20 protein-coding genes are annotated in these 16,830 nt (G+C 74.8%); 13 read left to right on the forward strand and 7 right to left on the reverse strand.

Annotated elements, in window-relative coordinates:
• Positions 1-10 precede the first annotated feature (10 nt).
• Positions 11-3,037: a S8 family peptidase gene (locus Q0840_RS02215; protein ID WP_298455705.1), complete on the reverse strand. Its 3,027-nt coding sequence runs from the start codon at positions 3,035-3,037 to the stop codon at positions 11-13.
• A gap of 214 nt (positions 3,038-3,251) precedes the next feature.
• On the opposite strand from Q0840_RS02215, the gene Q0840_RS02220 reads away from it, so the two are divergent.
• Positions 3,252-4,250, forward strand: a complete 999-nt coding sequence (locus Q0840_RS02220; protein WP_298455708.1) for a glycoside hydrolase family 43 protein — start codon at positions 3,252-3,254, stop codon at positions 4,248-4,250.
• On the opposite strand, the gene Q0840_RS02225 is transcribed toward Q0840_RS02220, so the two are convergent.
• A complete protein-coding gene (locus Q0840_RS02225) occupies positions 4,247-4,864 on the reverse strand; it encodes a helix-turn-helix domain-containing protein (RefSeq protein ID WP_298455711.1) in 618 nt (205 codons plus the stop codon). The genes Q0840_RS02220 and Q0840_RS02225 overlap by 4 nt on opposite strands.
• Positions 4,865-4,950: 86 nt before the next feature.
• On the opposite strand from Q0840_RS02225, the gene Q0840_RS02230 reads away from it, so the two are divergent.
• Entirely contained in the window at positions 4,951-5,874 is a 924-nt protein-coding gene (locus tag Q0840_RS02230) for a S9 family peptidase (protein ID WP_298455713.1), read from the forward strand.
• Here Q0840_RS02230 and Q0840_RS02235 read toward each other — a convergent pair.
• The 4 genes from Q0840_RS02235 to Q0840_RS02250 form a co-directional block, all read right to left on the reverse strand.
• Entirely contained in the window at positions 5,834-6,436 is a 603-nt protein-coding gene (locus Q0840_RS02235; RefSeq protein WP_298455716.1) for a flavodoxin domain-containing protein, read from the reverse strand. The genes Q0840_RS02230 and Q0840_RS02235 overlap by 41 nt on opposite strands.
• A gap of 97 nt (positions 6,437-6,533) precedes the next feature.
• On the reverse strand, positions 6,534-6,947 hold the full coding sequence (locus Q0840_RS02240; RefSeq protein ID WP_298455719.1) for a low molecular weight phosphatase family protein: 414 nt from the start codon (positions 6,945-6,947) through the stop codon (positions 6,534-6,536).
• A 140-nt stretch (positions 6,948-7,087) separates the two neighbouring features.
• Positions 7,088-7,465 (reverse strand): metalloregulator ArsR/SmtB family transcription factor, encoded by a 378-nt coding sequence (locus tag Q0840_RS02245; protein ID WP_298455722.1) that lies wholly within the window; start codon positions 7,463-7,465, stop codon positions 7,088-7,090.
• A 75-nt stretch (positions 7,466-7,540) separates the two neighbouring features.
• Complete coding sequence (locus tag Q0840_RS02250; protein ID WP_298455724.1) at positions 7,541-7,786, reverse strand: hypothetical protein; 246 nt, start codon at positions 7,784-7,786, stop codon at positions 7,541-7,543.
• 265 nt (positions 7,787-8,051) lie between these two features.
• On the opposite strand from Q0840_RS02250, the gene Q0840_RS02255 reads away from it, so the two are divergent.
• From Q0840_RS02255 to Q0840_RS02270, 4 genes are all read left to right on the forward strand, one after another.
• Complete coding sequence (locus Q0840_RS02255; protein ID WP_298455726.1) at positions 8,052-8,747, forward strand: hypothetical protein; 696 nt, start codon at positions 8,052-8,054, stop codon at positions 8,745-8,747.
• A gap of 119 nt (positions 8,748-8,866) precedes the next feature.
• Positions 8,867-9,370 (forward strand): DUF421 domain-containing protein, encoded by a 504-nt coding sequence (locus Q0840_RS02260; RefSeq protein ID WP_298455730.1) that lies wholly within the window; start codon positions 8,867-8,869, stop codon positions 9,368-9,370.
• A gap of 62 nt (positions 9,371-9,432) precedes the next feature.
• Complete coding sequence (locus tag Q0840_RS02265; protein WP_298455733.1) at positions 9,433-9,846, forward strand: metalloregulator ArsR/SmtB family transcription factor; 414 nt, start codon at positions 9,433-9,435, stop codon at positions 9,844-9,846.
• Positions 9,843-10,328 carry an SRPBCC domain-containing protein gene (locus Q0840_RS02270; RefSeq protein WP_298455735.1) on the forward strand — a complete coding sequence of 162 codons (486 nt, stop codon included), beginning with the start codon at positions 9,843-9,845 and terminating at the stop codon, positions 10,326-10,328. Before Q0840_RS02265 ends, Q0840_RS02270 begins: the two co-directional genes overlap by 4 nt.
• 45 nt (positions 10,329-10,373) lie before the next feature.
• Here the strand turns inward: Q0840_RS02270 and Q0840_RS02275 are convergent, their stop codons facing one another.
• On the reverse strand, positions 10,374-11,078 hold the full coding sequence (locus Q0840_RS02275; protein ID WP_298455738.1) for a hypothetical protein: 705 nt from the start codon (positions 11,076-11,078) through the stop codon (positions 10,374-10,376).
• A gap of 166 nt (positions 11,079-11,244) precedes the next feature.
• Between Q0840_RS02275 and Q0840_RS02280 the strand changes: the two genes are divergently transcribed.
• The 7 genes from Q0840_RS02280 (at position 11,245) to cynS (ending at position 16,792) form a co-directional block, all read left to right on the forward strand.
• On the forward strand, positions 11,245-11,784 hold the full coding sequence (locus Q0840_RS02280; RefSeq protein WP_298455741.1) for a histidine kinase: 540 nt from the start codon (positions 11,245-11,247) through the stop codon (positions 11,782-11,784).
• A 103-nt stretch (positions 11,785-11,887) separates the two neighbouring features.
• Entirely contained in the window at positions 11,888-12,730 is an 843-nt protein-coding gene (locus Q0840_RS02285; RefSeq protein ID WP_298455744.1) for a DUF4097 family beta strand repeat-containing protein, read from the forward strand.
• A 42-nt stretch (positions 12,731-12,772) separates the two neighbouring features.
• Positions 12,773-13,582 carry an ABC transporter ATP-binding protein gene (locus Q0840_RS02290; RefSeq protein ID WP_298455746.1) on the forward strand — a complete coding sequence of 270 codons (810 nt, stop codon included), beginning with the start codon at positions 12,773-12,775 and terminating at the stop codon, positions 13,580-13,582.
• Positions 13,579-14,403: an ABC transporter permease gene (locus tag Q0840_RS02295; RefSeq protein ID WP_298455750.1), complete on the forward strand. Its 825-nt coding sequence runs from the start codon at positions 13,579-13,581 to the stop codon at positions 14,401-14,403. Before Q0840_RS02290 ends, Q0840_RS02295 begins: the two co-directional genes overlap by 4 nt.
• A 39-nt stretch (positions 14,404-14,442) precedes the next feature.
• Positions 14,443-15,222 (forward strand): trehalose-phosphatase, encoded by a 780-nt coding sequence (otsB, locus tag Q0840_RS02300; protein ID WP_298455753.1) that lies wholly within the window; start codon positions 14,443-14,445, stop codon positions 15,220-15,222.
• A 152-nt stretch (positions 15,223-15,374) separates the two neighbouring features.
• Positions 15,375-16,316 carry a formate/nitrite transporter family protein gene (locus Q0840_RS02305; RefSeq protein ID WP_298455755.1) on the forward strand — a complete coding sequence of 314 codons (942 nt, stop codon included), beginning with the start codon at positions 15,375-15,377 and terminating at the stop codon, positions 16,314-16,316.
• On the forward strand, positions 16,313-16,792 hold the full coding sequence (gene cynS, locus Q0840_RS02310) for a cyanase (RefSeq protein WP_298455758.1): 480 nt from the start codon (positions 16,313-16,315) through the stop codon (positions 16,790-16,792). Before Q0840_RS02305 ends, cynS begins: the two co-directional genes overlap by 4 nt.
• Positions 16,793-16,830: the final 38 nt, after the last annotated feature.

Consider the following 16,830-nt stretch of genomic DNA (forward strand, 5'->3'; position numbering starts at 1 on the left):
GGACGGCGCCTCAGACCTGCATGCCGTCGCAGGTGCCGGAGCAGCTCAGCGACCACAGCCCCGCGAGGGAGGCGAGCGCGTCGTTGCGGACGAGCCGCTCACCGTTGGGCCCCTCCCGGGTGGCGCCCGGTGCGGTGGGCGTCGTCCCGGGTCCGGGTGCAGGCGTGCGACCGGGCGTCGGGGCCGGGACGGTCGGCGCCGGCGATCCGGGCGTGGGTCCCGGCGACCCGGGGGTGGGCACCCCCGGGCTGGGCGCCGGATCCTCCGGCGCGGGCGACGGCGTCGCACCGGCGCCGGGGTCCGGGTCGGTTCCGCGGTCGGGGCCGGCCTCGGGGTCGGCCGAGTAGACCAGCGCGTCGGCGAGCACGCTCGTCGCGCCGTTGCGGTACAGGGTCACGTCATGGGTGCCCGCGACGGCGACCGGTGCCACGAACACGACACCGCCCGGTCCCGACGAGACGACGTCGGCCGTGAGGCTGGCGCCGATCCGGACGCTGAGACCCGCCGTCAGTGCGGTGCCGCGGACGGTCACCAGCGCGCCGCCGGCGGTGCTGACGTGGACCGGGCTGATCCGGGTCACCCCGAACGCGCCCACCTCGGGGTAGGTCCTGACGTCCGGCTCCGCCGGCGTCGGCGTGCCACCCGGCGTGTCGGACCCGCCGGGACCGCCGGTCCCGGGGACCGGTCGGGGTGACGTGCCCGGCGCCGGAGCCGGACGGCTCGGAGTCGGCGCGGTACCGGGGGCCGGCGACCCCTCACCCGGCGCAGGCACGGGTGCCGGTGCAGGCACCGGCGCAGGCGCACGGCCCGGACCCGGAGCCGGAGCGGGCGACGCGCCGGGCGCCGGAGTGGCGCCGGGGACCGGGACGGGCGGCGTACCCGGGACCGGGGCGCCTGCGTCCGGCGCGGGCGTACCCCCACCGGGCGCCGGGGTACCGCCACCGGGTGCCGGTGCAGCGCCACCGGGTGTCGGAGCAGCGCCACCGGGTGTCGGAGCAGCACCACCGGGCCCGGGGATGCCACCGGGAGCGGGCGTGGGTGACGGCGTCGGCTCCGGGGCGGGCCCGGTGCCGGGCCCGTCAGCCTCCGGGGTCGCCGTGACCCGCAGCGGCGCCGCGAAGGGACGCGTCAGCGCGCGGCCGTCGTGGCGCAGCTGCACGGTCAGGCCGAAGTCGCCCGCGCCGAGGGTGAGCTGCGGCGCGAGCGTGAGCGTCCCGGCGTAGGGCCGCTCCCCGAGGTCGACGACGACCTGACCGGCGTCGTCGGTCGTGTAGGTGCGACCGTCCAGGGTGACGTCCTCGTCGGCGACGGCCCAGATCTCACCGTCGACGCGCATGGCCAGGCCGAGCACCGCCTGGTACGAGCCGGCTCCGGCGGCCGACGTGATCGTCACCTGCGGCGACTGCGCGCCGGGTGGCGCGACCATGCCGGCGAAGGAGTACGCGGTGCCCTCACCGGCGAACGTCCCGGTCACCCGGCCCACGCTGAGCCGGCCGCCCGAGACGGACCGCGCGGCGAGTTGGGTCTTCTTGACCGAGTCGGCCAGGATGCGCGCCTTCAGGTCGGCGACGCTCAGCTCGGGGTGCACGCTGCGGTAGAGCGCCGCGGCGGCTGCCACGTGCGGGGCGGCGACGGAGGTGCCGCTGACCAGGCGGTAGCCGCCGTCGTTCCAGGTCGTGAAGACCTGCTCGCCGGGCGCGAAGAGGTCGACCGTGAGCCTGCCGTACGCGCTGTGCGCGGCGACGGCGTCGGTCGCGGTGGTGGACCCGACCGTGAGGATGCCGTCGTTCGGCAGGCTGGCGGGGTAGGTCGGCGTCACGTCGCGGTCGCTGCTGTCGTTCCCGGCGGCGGCGACGACGAGCGTGCCCTTCGAGGTCGCGTAGTCGACGGCCGCGCCGAACGACGCGGCGACCCCCGGTCCCCCGAACGACGCGTTGACCACGTCCGCGCCGTGGTCGGCGGCGTAGCGGATGGCCTCGGCGGCGAGCGTCATGTCGATCGAGCTGCCGGTGCCCACGACCAGCGGCATGAGCCGCACCTGGGGGGCGACGCCGGCGCTGCCCTGCCCGTTGCCCGCGCGCGCACCGGCCACCCCGGCGACCGACGTGCCATGGGTGCCTCCGGCGCCGTTGTCGATGTCGGCGCTGTCGGTCACGAAGTTCCAGCCGTGGCAGTCACCGGCCTTGCCGTTGCTGTCTGTGTCGGCGCCGCCGCACGTCTCGGCCGGGTTGTTCCACAGCGACCCGGCCAGGTCGGGGTGGTCGGAGTCGAACCCGGTGTCGACGATGGCGACGATCGCGCCCTGCCCCTGGGTCGACCGCCAGCCCTCCGGGGCGTCGACGTCCGCGCCGGTCACGCCTGCGCTGAGGGAGTTCGTCCCTGTGTTGTCCAGGTTCCAGCCGTAGCGGGACCAGAACGGGTCCGACGGCGGGGCCGCGAGGACCGTGCCCGTGGGTGACGGAGCGACCGTCGCGACGCCCGGCAACGCGGCCACGGCTCGTGCGTCGAGCTCGGTCGAGACCACGACGGTGCCGTCGCTGACGTACTGCGCGGTGACGACCTCGGGCAGCGCGTCCAGGGCAGCGAGCGCGGCGTCGTCCCGCTCGGACGCCGGGTCCGCCGGCACCTCGGTGGGCACGACGACGTCGGCGGTCGCCGCGCTGATCACGCGCGAGCCGGCGGCGGTCACGTAGCGCGCCGTCGAGCCGTCCTGGGTCGTGGTGCCGCCCGGACCGAGATCCGCCTGCGCCCGGCGCAACAGCTCGAGGTCGATCCGCACCGGGCCGGCGCCCACCGCTCCCCCGGCGGACGCACCCGGGGACGCCTTCGGGGACGCCCCCGGGACGGCGCCCGGAGTGACCTCCGTGCCGCCGGCGTCGTCCACCCCGAGCGTGACGACGTACCGGTGGAGCCCGTCCCCCTCGCTGAACGAGTCCGCGACCGCCACGGCGTCCGCGCCGCCGCCCACCGCGCCCACCCCGAGGCCGACCGCGAGCGCGGTCACCGAGCTCATCCCGACCCATCGACGTCGATCCATGACGTGCCGCCCTCCGTGGCTGTTCCTCCCCCCGGTATCGGCGCCACGACGACGCCGCGTGAGCCCGCGAGGCCGCCCGGTCGCGGACTCACACGAACGGTGGGTGGACGGGTGCGGAGAAACCGGACGCGGGGGCGCGCGTCGTCACCCGTCCGGCCGTGTCAGCACCGCTCGGTACCGTGGAGGCTCATCCCGCGAGCAGAGGTGCAGCACCATGACAGCAGACGTCAGCGACACATCCGGGACCATGGCGGTGCCGCTGCCACTGGTGACACAGATCTACGTCGCGGACCCCTCGGCGCACGTGTTCGAGGGCCGGCTCTACGTGTACCCGTCGCACGACGTCGACGCCGACGTCCCCGAGGGCGACGACGGCGAGCACTTCGCCATGGAGGACTACCACGTCCTGTCGATGGACCGGCCGGGCTCGGCCGTGACCGACCACGGGGTGGCGCTGCACGTGGCGGACGTGCCGTGGGCCGAGCGTCAGATGTGGGCGCCGGACGCGGCGCGGTCCGGCGGCCGGTACTACCTGTACTTCCCGGCCAAGACGGCCGACGGCGTGTTCCGGATCGGCGTCGCGGTCGGCGACCGTCCCGAGGGCCCGTTCATCCCGGAGCCCGAGCCCATCCCCGGCGCCTACTCCATCGACCCGGCCGTCCTGGCCGACGACGACGGCGCGCACTACCTGTACTTCGGCGGCATCTGGGGTGGGCAGCTGCAGACCTACCGCGACAACGTCCCCGACCCGGCGCACCGCGAGCCGGCCGACGACGAGCCCGCGCTCGGTCCCCGGGTCGCCCGGCTGGACCCGGACATGCGCCACCTCGCCGAGAGCAGCCGCGAGGTGCTCATCGTCGACGAGGACGGCATCCCGTTGCGGGCCGGCGACCACGACCGCCGCTTCTTCGAGGGACCGTGGGTGCACCGGCACGGCGGGCGGTACCACCTGTCCTGGTCGACCGGTGACACCCACCTCATCTGCTACGGCACGAGCGACAGCCCGTACGGGCCGTTCACCTACGTCGGCCAGGTGCTCACGCCCGTCAGCGGGTGGACCACGCAGCACTCGATCGTCGAGCACGAGGGCCGCTGGTACCTGTTCTTCCACGACTCGTCGCGGTCCGGGGGTCGCACCCACCTGCGCACCGTCAAGGTGGTCGAGCTCGAGCACGACGCCGACGGCCGGATCCGGACCGTCCACCCGGACTAACGAGGCCGGTCGGTCGCCGGGCCGTCGGTCGCCGGGCCGTCGGTCGCTCGCCCGTCGACCCCGGCGCGACCGGCCCCGCGCGGCTCGGCGGGTACGAGCACCGTGCTGAAGAGCCGCCGGGTGCGGCCCTCGCCGGGCGCGTGCGCGATCCTCGGCGCGAGGACGGCCGTCAGGTCCGCGAGCAGCTCGCGCAGCTCGTCGTCGGTCAGGTACAGGGCGCGCTGCCGGTACCCGACGCCGTCCCGGCCGAGGTCGGGCGGCTCCTCGCCCTCGCCGTCGAGGTACCGGTCGAAGCCACCGAGCAGCCCGGCGACGAACGTGAGGAACGCCCGCCGGTGCTCCTCGACCGTCATGGTCGCGGCCTCGTCCGCATCGACGGAGGCCGCGCCGGCCCGCAGCCGGTACGTGCGCTCGACCGCGCCGCGCACCCGCCTCTCCTCGGCCACCTCCAGGACGCCGCCGTCCACGAGCGCGGTGACCTGGCGGTAGAGGGTGGCCGCCGCGACGTCCGGCAGCTCCACGCGCAGGTCCCCGGTCGTGAGCGTGCGCCCGCCGAGGAACGCCTGCGCGATCCGCAGCCTGACCGGGTGCAGCAGCACATCGGTCGCTCTCATCGGCACGTCCACCTCTCCGGTCGGCCGGGGGACCCACGACCGTTATCACTCTTGACATCAGTCTCAATCCTGAGAACGCTACCAGCATGCACGAGACCACGCTCACCTTCCGCTCCGGCGACCACACGCTGGTCGGCACGCTCACGCTGCCGTCGGGCGGCCGTCCCGCCCCGGCCGCCCTGCTCGTGCCGGGGTCCGGCCCGGTCGACCGGGACTCCAACCACAAGCGGATGCCGCTGGACATCGGTCGCCAGCTCGCGCACGCGCTGGACGCCCGGGGGTTCGCCACCTTCCGCTACGACAAGCGCGGCGTCGGCGCGAGCAGCGGGGAGTGGCGCGCCGCGGGGCTCGAGGACAACATCGCCGACGCCGCCCAGGCACTGGCGACCCTGACCGCGGCGCCGGGCGTCGACCCGTCCACGGCCCTCGTCGTCGGGCACAGCGAGGGCGCGCTGATCGCCGGTGCCCTGGCCGCCCGCGGCACCCCGCCCACCGGGATCGTGCTGCTGAGCGCGTCCGCGACCCCGGGCGAGGAGCTGCTGCTGTGGCAGGCGGCGCAGATCGCCCCGACGCTGCCCGCGCCGGTCCGGGCCGTGCTGAGGCTGCTCCGGACCGACCTGGTGGCCAAGGTCGCGCGGAACCACGCGAAGATCAAGGCCACCACGACCGACATCGCGCGGATCGACGGAGCCCGCATCAACGCGCGGTGGTCACGGGAGTTCCTCGCCTACGACCCGCGCGCCGACCTGGCCCGGATCACCGTGCCGGTCCTCGCCGTGACCGGGAGCAAGGACCTGCAGGTCGACCCGGCCGACCTGCGGACCATCCGGGCGACCGTGCAGGGGCCGGTCGAGACCGAGGTCGTGCCGGACGTCAGCCACATCCTGCGCACGCAGGACGGCCCCGCCTCGCTGAGCCGCTACCGCACCGACGTGCGGCGCCCGGTGGACCCACGGGTGCTCGACCGGGTCACCCGGTGGGCAGCGGCGCAGGTCGCGCGAGCGGGGTGACCGGGGACGACCCGAGCCCCGGACGCGGCGCGGCGAGGTCGGCAGCGTCGGCGTCGTCGGCGACGTCGGCGTCGTCGGCGGCCAGCTCCGCGCCCACCCGGCGGGCCCACGACGCGACAGCACCCATGTCGCGCTGGTCGCCCTCGGGGGCGCGTGCGGCGGCGATGATCGCGCGCTCGGCACGGCTCAGCGCCGCGAGGTCCAGCCGGCCCGCGAACGACTCGTGTCCGCGTGCGCCGCTTCGCGCGAGCAGCTCACGCAGCTGCGCCGGTGCGCTCGTCGCGGCCGACGGCGCGGTGGCGAGCCCCGACGAGAACAACCACAGCGGTCGCCCGGCCAGCTCGGACCCGAACCGGCGCGCGAAGACGCGCGCCTCGGGGAGCCAGTGCCCGGTGTAGACGGCGGACCCGAGCACCACCGCGTCATAGGGGCCGAGGTCGTCGACGTCCACCGGGTCGACGACGTCCACGACGTGTCCCTCACCGGCGAGCTCCGTGGCGATCCGGTCGGCGATCTCCCGCGTCGCCCCGTGCCGCGACGCCACTGCCAGCAGCACGCGCATCGTCGCCACCCTCCTGCCGCCCGGTCCCGGCGACCAGCCGACCGGACCAGCGTCCGGCACGCCGCGGCGGGCTGCGTAGGACCGAAGTCCCCGGGGCCTACGACCGGGTGAGCTCCGTGGCGAGCCGGTCGACCCGCGCGTCGATGTCGTCACGGACGAGTCGCATCCGCTCGATCCCGTCGATCCCGCGCTCGGACGGCTCGTCGGTGTCCCAGACCTCGATCCGCGTCCCCGGCACGGGGTCCACCGTCGCCTCCCGGCCGAGCACGACGACGACGTCGGCCGCGGCGACCATCTCGGGGGTGAGCGCGCGGGGGCGGTGGTCACGGATGTCCACGCCGACCTCGAGCAGGCTCTGGGCCGACAGCTCGTTGACCACCGACCCCGGCCGGGTTCCCGCGGAGCGCACGTCGACGGCGTCGCCGACGCGCCGGGTCATCAGACCCCCGGCCATCGCGGACTTGCCGCCGTTCTTGACGCAGACGAACAGGACGCTGGGCTTGCCGCTCATGGCACTCCTCGAGGAGGGGTCGACGACGGGACGGGCTGACGACGGGACTGGGTGACGACGGGACTGGGTGACGACGCGCAGATCGACGGAGCAGGGCGACGACGCGGGCGGGGCGGCGACCCGACGGGCGTCGGGGGCGCTCAGCCGCCGGTGCCGAGCGCGACGCGCAGATCCTCCAGGGCGGCCGGCACGGCCGCGTACCAGACGTTGGTCCCGCGCTTCTCGCTGGTCACCAGCCCGGCCTCGCGCAGGATCCGCAGGTGGTGACTGACGGTGGGCTGGCTCTTGCCGACCGGCTCGACCAGGTCGCAGGCGCACACGGCGCCGTCGGCACTGGTCGCGAGCAGACTGAGCAGGCGCAGCCGGACCGGGTCGGCGAGCGCGGCGAACCGCCGTGCGAGCTCGGCCGCGTCCGTCTCCGGCAGCGGCAGGGCGCGAAGCGGTGAGCAGCAGGCCTCCACCTCGGGCTGGGCCAGCACGGGCAGCTCACGGACCGACGTCATCTCCACCCTCTCCACCGACGGCGCACCTTATCGATGCACGTCGATAGTACGCGTTCGTGCCGCAGCGCGCGACGTCCGCAGCGCGCCGGATCAGGCCACCGATGCGGTGATGTCGGCGATCCCCCGGCACCGGTCGCTGATCAGCAGCAGGGTGCCGTCCTCGACCTCGGCGCCGCTGAGGTCGACGCACGCGTGCCGGCCGGTGATGTCGACCGACCGCTCGATGACCTCGCACAGCTCGTCCACGGCCTCGACGTCCACGCGTCCACCGACGCTCACAGCAACGTCACGCGCCTGGATGTCGAACCGGACGAGGGCGTTGAAGGTGCTGCTCATGGGTTGCTCCCAGATCGGTCGTGCGAGGCCACCCACGGTGCTGCCGCGGCGCCCGGGCCGAGGCCCAGACCAGCACAGGGCGCACCTGCAGTGCAAAGACCCGCGTCGTCTGTTATCGCTTCGTTGCCATCGTACGAGAGGCGGCGGACGCGCCACCAGGGGCCGGCGGGGTGGTGGGCGCGGTCGCCGGGCGTGTCGTGACGACCTAGCGTGGGCCCGGCCCGCCCGGCCTGCCGACGTCCGGCCGACCCGATCTGGAGGACGCATGGCCCCGGAGACACCCGACGACGACGACCGCCGGCGGGGTCTCGAGCAGGCCCAGGAGGTCGCGAGACGTCTGGACCGCCCGATGGGCGTGCTGGGACTGGTGTTCCTGTTCGTGGTGCTCGGCCAGAACCTGGCCGGCCCCGGCCTGGCCGGTGTGCTCTCGGTCGTCGGCTGGGTGCTGTGGGCGGTGTTCGTCGCCGAGCTGGCACTGCGGGCCTACATCGCTCAGGACCAGAAGAGGTTCTGGCGGCGCAACTGGTGGCAGGTCGTGTTCCTCGCCGTGCCGTTCCTGCGGGTGGTGCGCGCGGCCGGCGTGCTGCGACTGACCCGGGTCGCGCGCCTCGGCGGGGTCCTCTCCAGCGCGGTGCGCGGGTCCCGGTCGGCCGGCCGCCTGCTCAGCGGGCGCATCGGCTGGCTCGCGATGGTGACCGGCGTGGTGGTCCTCGCCGCGAGCCAGCTGCTGTACCTCACCGGTGTCTACGAGTCGTACGGCGACGCCCTGCACGCCGCCGCGCTCGCCACGGTCACCGGTGAGCCGTTCGGGTCGCCCGACGCCGTCGCGCGGCTGCTCGACGTCCTGCTGGCCACCTACTCGGTCGCGGTCTTCGCCACGCTCGCCGGAGCGCTCGGCGCCTACTTCCTCGAGCGCCCGCTGCCCGGCCGGGCCGCACCGGCACCGCGATCCGGCCGCTGAACGCCGGCTGAACCGCTGCGGCCACCGGCGACGAGCCGCGACCGGCGCGAGCGCCTGCGAGCGTTGCCGGACGGCACGTTCGACCGGCGGGTCGCGCCCGCGGCTGATAGGCAGGAGGGATGTGGTTCGACTCCTGGGGTGACATCGGCCGGATCGTGGCCGTCGGCGCGGCGGCCTACGTCTCGCTCGTGGTGCTGCTGCGACTGTCCGGCAAGCGCACGCTGGCCAAGCTCAACGCCTTCGACCTGGTCGTCACCGTGGCCCTGGGCTCGACCCTGGCCACGATCCTGCTCAGCTCCGACGTCTCGTGGTCGGAGGGCGTCATCGCGCTGGCGCTGCTCGCGGTGCTGCAGTTCGTCGTGTCGTCGGTCTCGGCGCGGATGCCGGGCGCGCGCACGGTGATCACCGCGAAGCCGACGGTCCTCCTGCGCGACGGCGTCCCGCTGGAGGACGTCATGCGCGACCAGCGCATCAGCCACTCCGAGATCCGGCAGGCGGTCCGCAGCTCGGGGGTCGGCGGGCTGGACCTGGTCGCCGCCGTCGTGCTCGAGAGCGACGGCACGCTGAGCGTCATCACCTCCTCCCAGCTCGGCGACGGCTCGGCGCTCGACGAGACCCAGTAGCCACCGCCAGCGCGCGACCAGGGCCTTGCCACCCGCGGCATCGCTGCGTAACGTACAACCACATGGTTGTACGTCAGGACGGCGACGACGCTGACCGGGTCTTCGCCGCCCTCTCGGACCCCACACGGCGAGACATCGTCGCCCGGGTCCTGCGCGAGGAGGCCTCCGTGTCCGTGCTCGCGTCCCACTACGACATGACCTTCGCGGCGGTCCAGAAGCACGTCGCGACGCTGGAGCGGGCCGGCCTCGTCAGCAAGGAGCGCCGCGGCCGCGAGCAGGTCGTGCGTGGCCGCATCGACACGCTGCGGGCGGCGACCCGCCTGCTCGACCGCTACGAGCAGCTCTGGAGGGGGCGGATCGCCCGTCTCGAGGACGTGCTCGCCGAACCGGCCCGCCCGGCCCCACCGCGCCACCCCGACGCACCGCACCACCCCGACACACCGCCGCACCTCGACACAGAACAGGACGCACCATGACGGTCGTCAGCACCCACCAGGACACCGATGCCCTGACCTTCACCATCGTCGCCGACCTGGCCGCCTCGCCGGCTCGCGCCTGGCAGCTGTGGGCCGACGCGCGCCAGCTCGAGCGCTGGTGGGGACCGCCGACCTGGCCGGCCACGTTCACCGCGCACGACCTCGTCGTGGACGGCGGGTCCAGGTACCACATGACCGGCCCGGACGGCACCGAGGCCCACGGGTGGTGGCGTGTGCTCGCCGTCGACGAGCCCCGCTCGCTGGAGTTCGAGGACGGCTTCGCCGACGCGAGCGGCACGCCGGACCCCGAGCTGCCCACGACCCGCGCCCTCGTCCTGCTCGAGGAGTCCGACGGCGGCACGCGGATGACGATCCGGTCGACGTTCGCGACAGCGGAGCAGATGGCGCAGCTGGCGTCCATGGGCATGGTCGAGGGCATGACCGCCGCGGTCGGGCAGATGGACGACCTGATCGCCGCGTGACCCCGCCGGGTCGGCCGCCGGGACGCGGCCGACCCGGCCCAGGCCTCAGGCCGCCGCGCCGTCCGGCACGGCACCACCGTCCGACGCGGCGCCGTCGTCCGGCACGGCACCGTCGTCCGATGCGGCGCCGCCGTCCGGCACGGCGCCGTCGTCGGTGAGCCCCTCCGGCCGACCACCGTGCCCACGGCCACCGCCGCCCCGCAGCTCCTCCTCGACCAGGGCGGCCATCCGCTCGGGCAGTGCGGCGACCTTGTCGTCGGCCTCCTCCTGCGTGAGCCGGTCGTCCTCGACCGCCGCGGAGATCCGCTCGGTGGCGGCCGCCACGAGCGCGTCGACCACCACGGACGTGTCCACGCCCTGCTGACGGGCCACGTCGGCGAGCGTCGTCCCGGACACCCCGAGCGCTGCCCGCAGCTCGTCGACGGTCATGCCGAGCGACTGGGCCGCAGCGGAGAGGTCGACGCCCCCGCGACCGCCGAACCGGCCCGGCCCCCCGTGCCCGCCGCGCAGCGCGTCCGACTCGTCCAGCGTCGTGGCGACCGCGTCGGCCTGCTCCTGGGTCAGCGTGCCGTCGGTGACGAGCCCGGCCAGGGCCTCGGCGATCCGCGCCAGGCGACCGGCCACACCGGTGGAGCCGGCACCGTCCTCCGACGTCGTCGTCGCGAGGGCCGTCGGCGCCACGACGGCCACCCCGGTGACGCCGAGCAGCCCGGCGATCCCGGCAGCCGCGATCTTCTTCCTCATGGTCATGTCCGCCTCCCTGTGCGCCCCGAGCCGATCCCAGGGCCGGGACGAGCGTGACCACCGAGCCTGAGGACGACCTGTGACCGGCATGTCGGCCAGCCATGTCTGACCGACACCACATGGCGTCACTTGATGCCTTGTATTGACACCATGGTGGTGCCACTATGGCGTCATGGATCTCGAGCCGTACGTCACCGACCTCCAGCAGCGCCTGGCCACCGCGGCCGACGCGGGCGGCGACGACGCACGTGAGCTCGCTCGGCGGCTCACCGCACCGCTGGACGCCGCCGTGCGGCTCGTGCTGCTCGAGGCCCTCTCGGCGGCCGCCGGTGAGATCTCGGCGGAGCTCGCCCCCGGTTCGGTCGACGTCCGGCTGCGTGGCGGCGAGCCGGAGTTCGTCGTCGCCGCACCCGCCGGCGGCGCCGAGCCGGCCGCACCGGCGCCGTCGCCGGCGCTGTCGCCTGCCCTGTCCCCGGCTGACATGCCGGGGTCGTCCGTGGACTCCGAGGGGTCCACCACACGCACGACGCTCCGGCTGCCCGACCACCTCAAGGCCCAGGTGGAGACCGCCGCCGCCCGCTCAGGGGTCTCGGTCAACACCTGGCTCGTCCGGGCGGTCGCCGCCGCCGTCGACCCGACGTGCGGGCCGGCGCCGCAGTCGCGCAGCGAGCAGCCCGGGACGACCAGGCGTCACACCGGCTGGGTGCGCTGACCGGCACCGACGCCCGCCTCGCCCACGCACCACGCACACCCGGCTCCCCCGGACCACACCGCACGACGCGACGTCGTGCGCCTCGCCCTCGCCTGGAGACCTCATGCCCACGTTCCCCGCCCCGTCCCCCGTCCCCGTCGTCGTGGACGTCCCGTTCGGCAACCTGCACGTCGTCGCCGGGGATCGCGACGACGTCGTCGTCACCGTGCTGCCGGCCGACCCGGCGAAGTCCGGGTCCGTGCGCGCCGCGGAGGAGACGCGCGTCGCCCGCGACGGTGACGCGGTCACGGTGATCTACCCCGCCGCCTGGAAGCAGTACGTCCTGCCCTTCGCGTCCGGTGGTGCGATCGTCACCATCGAGGTGCCCTCCGGGTCGGACCTCAGCGGCAAGGCGGGGTCCCTGTACGCCGAGGGCAGGCTCGGCACGGTCGACCTCACGCTGAACGGCGGGGACGCCCGCGTCCACGAGGCCGACCGCGTCGACCTGCGGGTCTCGGCCGGTTCCGTCGTGGTCGGCCGGGTGGCCGGTCCGATCGGGGTGCGGGCGAGCGCGGGCTCGGTGCGCGTCAGCGAGGTCGCGGGTGACGGCCGGATCAAGGCGAGCAACGGGACCACCACCGTCGGGTCCGTCACCGGCACCCTGGAGATCGTCGGCGCGCACGCCGAGATCGCCGTGGAGCAGGTGCGGGGAACCCTCACGGTCAGGTCCGCGCACGCAGGCATCCGCGTCAACAACGTCGAGCTCGGCTCCGTGACCCTCACCACCTCCTACGGCTCCATCGAGGTCGGCGTGCCCGAGGGCACCGCCGCCTGGCTCGACGTCGCGTCGCAGCACGGGGCCGTCCGCAACGCGCTGATGCCCAGCGAGGGACCGGTCGCGGACGAGCGCACCGCCGAGATCCACGCGAGCACCGCCTACGGCGACGTCATCGTCCGCCGTCCCTGACCTCCCGCACCCCACCACCCGAGACCCAGGAGGAGCACCGCCATGACCACCGACCTCGCCGTCGACGTGCGCGGTCTGCGCAAGTCCTACGGCGACCAGACCGTGCTCGACGGCGTCGACCTCGCCGTCCGCACCGGCACGGTCACCGCACTGCTCGGCGCCAACGGCGCCGGCAAGACCACCACCATCGGGATCCTGTCCACGCTGCTGCGGCCGGACGCCGGCACCGCCCGCGTGGCCGGGTACGACGTCGTCGCGCGGCCCGACGCGGTGCGCGCCGCCATCGGCGTCACCGGCCAGGTGTCCGCCGTCGACGACCTGCTCACCGGGGCCGAGAACCTCGGCCTGATGGCGTCGCTGCACCACCTGGGCCGCCGCGCCGGACGCGAGCGCACCCGGGCGCTGCTCGAGCAGTTCGCGCTCACCGACGCGGCGCGCAAGCCCGTGTCCACGTGGTCCGGCGGGATGCGCCGCAAGCTCGACCTGGCGATGACGCTGGTCGGCTCCCCCGGCGTCGTCTTCCTCGACGAGCCCACCACGGGCCTGGACCCGCGCAGTCGGCGAACGCTGTGGGACGAGGTCCGAGCCCTGGTGACGGCCGGCACCACCATCGTGCTGACCACGCAGTACCTGGACGAGGCCGACCGGCTCGCCGACCGCGTCGCGGTGCTCGACGGCGGCCGCATCGTCGCCGAGGGCACGCCGGCCGAGCTCAAGGCCGCGCACGACACCGGCTCGCTCGACGACGTCTTCCTGCGCCTGACCGAGCCCGCCGCCGACGGCCGGGCCACGGCCACGGCCACACCCAGCCCCACGACCGACACGACCGACACGACGGAGGTGGCCCGATGACCAGCGTCACGCTCACGCCCGGCACCGGCGCCCGGCCGCTGGCCGACATGCTCACCATGCTGCGCCGCAACCTGCTGCGGGCGATGCGCTACCCCGGGCTGACCAGCTTCACGATCGCCATCCCGATCGTCCTGCTGCTGCTCTTCGTCTTCGTCTTCGGCGGGGCGGTCGGCGCGGGGGTGGCCCCCGGTGTGGACCCCGGTGCGGCGGGCCGCGCGGCGTACCTGGACTACATCACCCCCGCGATCCTGCTGTTCGGCGTGATCGGCGCGGCGCAGAGCGTCGCGATCACCGCGGCGATGGACGCGACCAGCGGCATCATGGCGCGGTTCAGGACGATGGCGATCTCGTCCGCGTCCGTGCTGGGCGGGCCGGTGCTGGGCACGGTGGTCCAGGGACTGATCGCCGTGACGGTGGTGCTCGGCCTGGCCGTCGCACTCGGCTACCGGCCGTCCGCCGGGGGGCTCGGCTGGCTGGCGCTGGCGGGGCTGTTCGCGCTGGTCACCTTCGCGTTCAGCTGGCTCTGCGTGGCGATGGGGCTGGCCGCGAGGTCGGTGGAGACGGCGTCGAACACGCCGATGCTGCTGACCGCCCTGCCCTTCCTCGGCAGCGGGTTCGTGCCGGTGGAGACCATGCCGGCGGGCGTGCGGTGGTTCGCCGAGTACCAGCCGCTGACCCCGATCATCGAGACGACGCGGTCCCTGCTCGCGGGCACGCCGCCGGCCGCCTCGACGACCCTGCTCACCCTCGGCTGGACCGTGCTGGTCGCCGTCCTCGGCCTGGCCTGGTCGCGGTCCCTGTACCGCCGCGAGCGCCGCTGACCCGAGCCCCCGACCCGCGCCCCTGACAGACTCAGGACCATGACAGCCGCAGCCGACGTCATCCGTTCCCTGTCCGAGCCCGGCCGACGGGCAGGGCTCGTCATGGACTTCGACGGGGTCCTCGCACCGATCGTGGAGGACCCCGCCGCGAGCCGGCCCCTGGACGGCACGCTCGAGGTGCTCGAGGAGGTCGCGCGGCGGCTCGACGTCGTGGCGCTGGTCTCCGGCCGCCCCGCGGCCTTCCTCGCCGACCGGGCGCCGGTGCCGGGCGTGGACCTGTACGGCTCCTACGGCGTCGAGCACTGGGTCGACGGCGCGGCGCAGGTCCTGCCCGAGGTGGACCGGTGGCGCCCGGTGGTGCACGACGCGCGGGACCGCCTCGCGAACGACTTGGACGACGTCGCCGGCCTGCACCTGGAGGACAAGGGCCTCGCGGTGGCGGTGCACTGGCGGCGGGCGACGGACCCCGCCGCGGCCGAGGGGCGGGTGACGGCCGCCGTCGCCGCGATCTGCGCCGACACCGGGCTGCACCACGAGCCCGGCAAGATGGTCGCCGAGCTGCGCCCCCCGGTGCAGCAGGACAAGGGCACGGCGCTGCGCCGGATCGTGGCCGACGCGCGCCTGGAGGTCGTCGCCTACGCCGGGGACGACCGCGGGGACCTGCCGGCGTTCGCCGCCGTCGGCGAGCTGGGCGGGCACGCGCTGGTCGTGCACGGGCCGGACATGGCCCCCGAGGTCGCCGCGGTCGCGGGCACGTCGTTCGACGGTCCGGCCGAGGTCCTCGCCTGGCTGCGCGACCTCGCCCGCGCGCTGGCGTAGCCGGCCGCTCACAGCCGCCCGGCCGCTGCTGTGAGGGCGACTTTCCCCGAGCGAGACGACGCGTTATCACCGACGAAACACCCCGGCGCCAGCCTGATGGCGGGCCGGCAGGACCGCCGCCCGTCCACCCGCGACAGCGACGGAGTGACGCCATGTCCTATGTGAGTCCCGCGGACTTCGTGACCAAGATGATCGACGCCGGCGAGGCGAAGGTCTTCATGGCCACCCGCGACACGGTCATCCGTGCCTACATGGCCGGCGCGATCCTCGCGCTGGCCGCCGCGTTCGCCGTCACGGTGACCGTGCAGACCGGCCAGCCGCTGATCGGTGCGCTGCTGTTCCCGGTGGGGTTCTGCCTGCTCTACCTCATGGGGTTCGACCTGCTGACCGGGGTGTTCACCCTCGTGCCGCTCGCGCTGATCGACCGGCGCCCGGGGGTCACGGTCCGCGGCGTGCTGCGCAACTGGGGCCTGGTGTTCCTGGGCAACCTGGCCGGCGCGGTCACGGTCGCGCTGTTCATGGCGGTGATCGTCACGTTCGCCTTCTCCCTGCCCCCGGACGAGATCGGCCAGCGGCTGGGCGCGATCGGTGAGGCCCGCACCCTGGGCTACGCCGAGCACGGCGCGGCGGGGATGCTGACGCTCTTCCTGCGCGGCGTGCTCTGCAACTGGATGGTCTCGACCGGCGTGGTCGCCGCGATGATGTCGACGTCCGTCTCGGGCAAGGTCATCGGGATGTGGATGCCGATCCTCGTGTTCTTCTACATGGGCTTCGAGCACTCGGTCGTCAACATGTTCCTGTTCCCGTCCGGGCTGCTGCTCGGCGGCGACTTCTCGCTCGGCGACTACCTGGTCTGGAACGAGATCCCGACGGTGATCGGCAACCTCGTGGGCGGCCTGACCTTCGTGGGCCTGACCCTGTACGCCACCCACGCCCGCACCGGCCCCACGCGTGGACGCCGCCTGCCGCCCGCCCCGGCGGACGTCGTCGGGCCCGCCGCCGCCCTCGAGCCGGCCGCCGCGTCGTCGCCCGCCGCGCCGTCGGCCGCTGCGCCGTCGTCGGCCACCGACAAGGTCGCGGCGGTGACCCGGTGACCGCCGTCGCGCCTCGGGTCGCCAGCACCACCCCCGTCCTCGCCAAGGGCGACGCCGCGGACCTCGTCGTCGCGGCCCGGATCCGGCGCGGCCTGACCTGGGCCGCGATCGCCGAGGCGATCGGGGCGCCGGTCGTGTGGACGACCGCGGCCCTGCTCGGCCAGCACCCGATGACCGCCGAGCAGGCGCAGGCCGTGTGCGACCTGCTCGGCCTGGACGACGCCGTCGCGGAGAGCCTGCGGCTGCAGCCCTCCCGCGGCAGCGACCCGGCCCGGCTGGCCGACCCGACCGTCTACCGGCTGGTCGAGGCGGTGCACGTCTACGGACCGGCCCTCAAGGAGCTCATCCACGAGGAGTTCGGCGACGGGATCATGAGCGCCATCAACTTCCGCGTCGACATCGCCCGCCGCCCGCACCCGGACGGCGACCGCGTCGTCATCACGCTGGACGGCAAGTTCCTCGACTACCGCTGGTAGGCATCGGCGGGCGGCGCCCGCCCCGGCCCGGGAGGATG

Origin of the sequence: uncultured Cellulomonas sp. (assembly GCF_947494015.1) — a bacterium.
GTDB lineage: Bacteria > Actinomycetota > Actinomycetes > Actinomycetales > Cellulomonadaceae > Pengzhenrongella.

Excerpts from the sequence above, each read along its gene's own strand:
- Q0840_RS02215 (WP_298455705.1), bottom strand. The coding sequence starts at position 3,037 with ATGGATCGACGTCGATGGGTCGGGATGAGCTCGGTGACCGCGCTCGCG.
- Q0840_RS02220 (WP_298455708.1), top strand. The coding sequence starts at position 3,252 with ATGACAGCAGACGTCAGCGACACATCCGGGACCATGGCGGTGCCGCTG.
- Q0840_RS02225 (WP_298455711.1), bottom strand. The coding sequence starts at position 4,864 with ATGAGAGCGACCGATGTGCTGCTGCACCCGGTCAGGCTGCGGATCGCG.
- Q0840_RS02230 (WP_298455713.1), top strand. The coding sequence starts at position 4,951 with ATGCACGAGACCACGCTCACCTTCCGCTCCGGCGACCACACGCTGGTC.
- Q0840_RS02235 (WP_298455716.1), bottom strand. The coding sequence starts at position 6,436 with ATGCGCGTGCTGCTGGCAGTGGCGTCGCGGCACGGGGCGACGCGGGAG.
- Q0840_RS02240 (WP_298455719.1), bottom strand. The coding sequence starts at position 6,947 with ATGAGCGGCAAGCCCAGCGTCCTGTTCGTCTGCGTCAAGAACGGCGGC.
- Q0840_RS02250 (WP_298455724.1), bottom strand. The coding sequence starts at position 7,786 with ATGAGCAGCACCTTCAACGCCCTCGTCCGGTTCGACATCCAGGCGCGT.
- Q0840_RS02255 (WP_298455726.1), top strand. The coding sequence starts at position 8,052 with ATGGCCCCGGAGACACCCGACGACGACGACCGCCGGCGGGGTCTCGAG.
- Q0840_RS02260 (WP_298455730.1), top strand. The coding sequence starts at position 8,867 with ATGTGGTTCGACTCCTGGGGTGACATCGGCCGGATCGTGGCCGTCGGC.
- Q0840_RS02265 (WP_298455733.1), top strand. The coding sequence starts at position 9,433 with ATGGTTGTACGTCAGGACGGCGACGACGCTGACCGGGTCTTCGCCGCC.
- Q0840_RS02270 (WP_298455735.1), top strand. The coding sequence starts at position 9,843 with ATGACGGTCGTCAGCACCCACCAGGACACCGATGCCCTGACCTTCACC.
- Q0840_RS02275 (WP_298455738.1), bottom strand. The coding sequence starts at position 11,078 with ATGACCATGAGGAAGAAGATCGCGGCTGCCGGGATCGCCGGGCTGCTC.
- Q0840_RS02280 (WP_298455741.1), top strand. The coding sequence starts at position 11,245 with ATGGATCTCGAGCCGTACGTCACCGACCTCCAGCAGCGCCTGGCCACC.
- Q0840_RS02285 (WP_298455744.1), top strand. The coding sequence starts at position 11,888 with ATGCCCACGTTCCCCGCCCCGTCCCCCGTCCCCGTCGTCGTGGACGTC.
- Q0840_RS02290 (WP_298455746.1), top strand. The coding sequence starts at position 12,773 with ATGACCACCGACCTCGCCGTCGACGTGCGCGGTCTGCGCAAGTCCTAC.
- Q0840_RS02295 (WP_298455750.1), top strand. The coding sequence starts at position 13,579 with ATGACCAGCGTCACGCTCACGCCCGGCACCGGCGCCCGGCCGCTGGCC.
- otsB (WP_298455753.1), top strand. The coding sequence starts at position 14,443 with ATGACAGCCGCAGCCGACGTCATCCGTTCCCTGTCCGAGCCCGGCCGA.
- Q0840_RS02305 (WP_298455755.1), top strand. The coding sequence starts at position 15,375 with ATGTCCTATGTGAGTCCCGCGGACTTCGTGACCAAGATGATCGACGCC.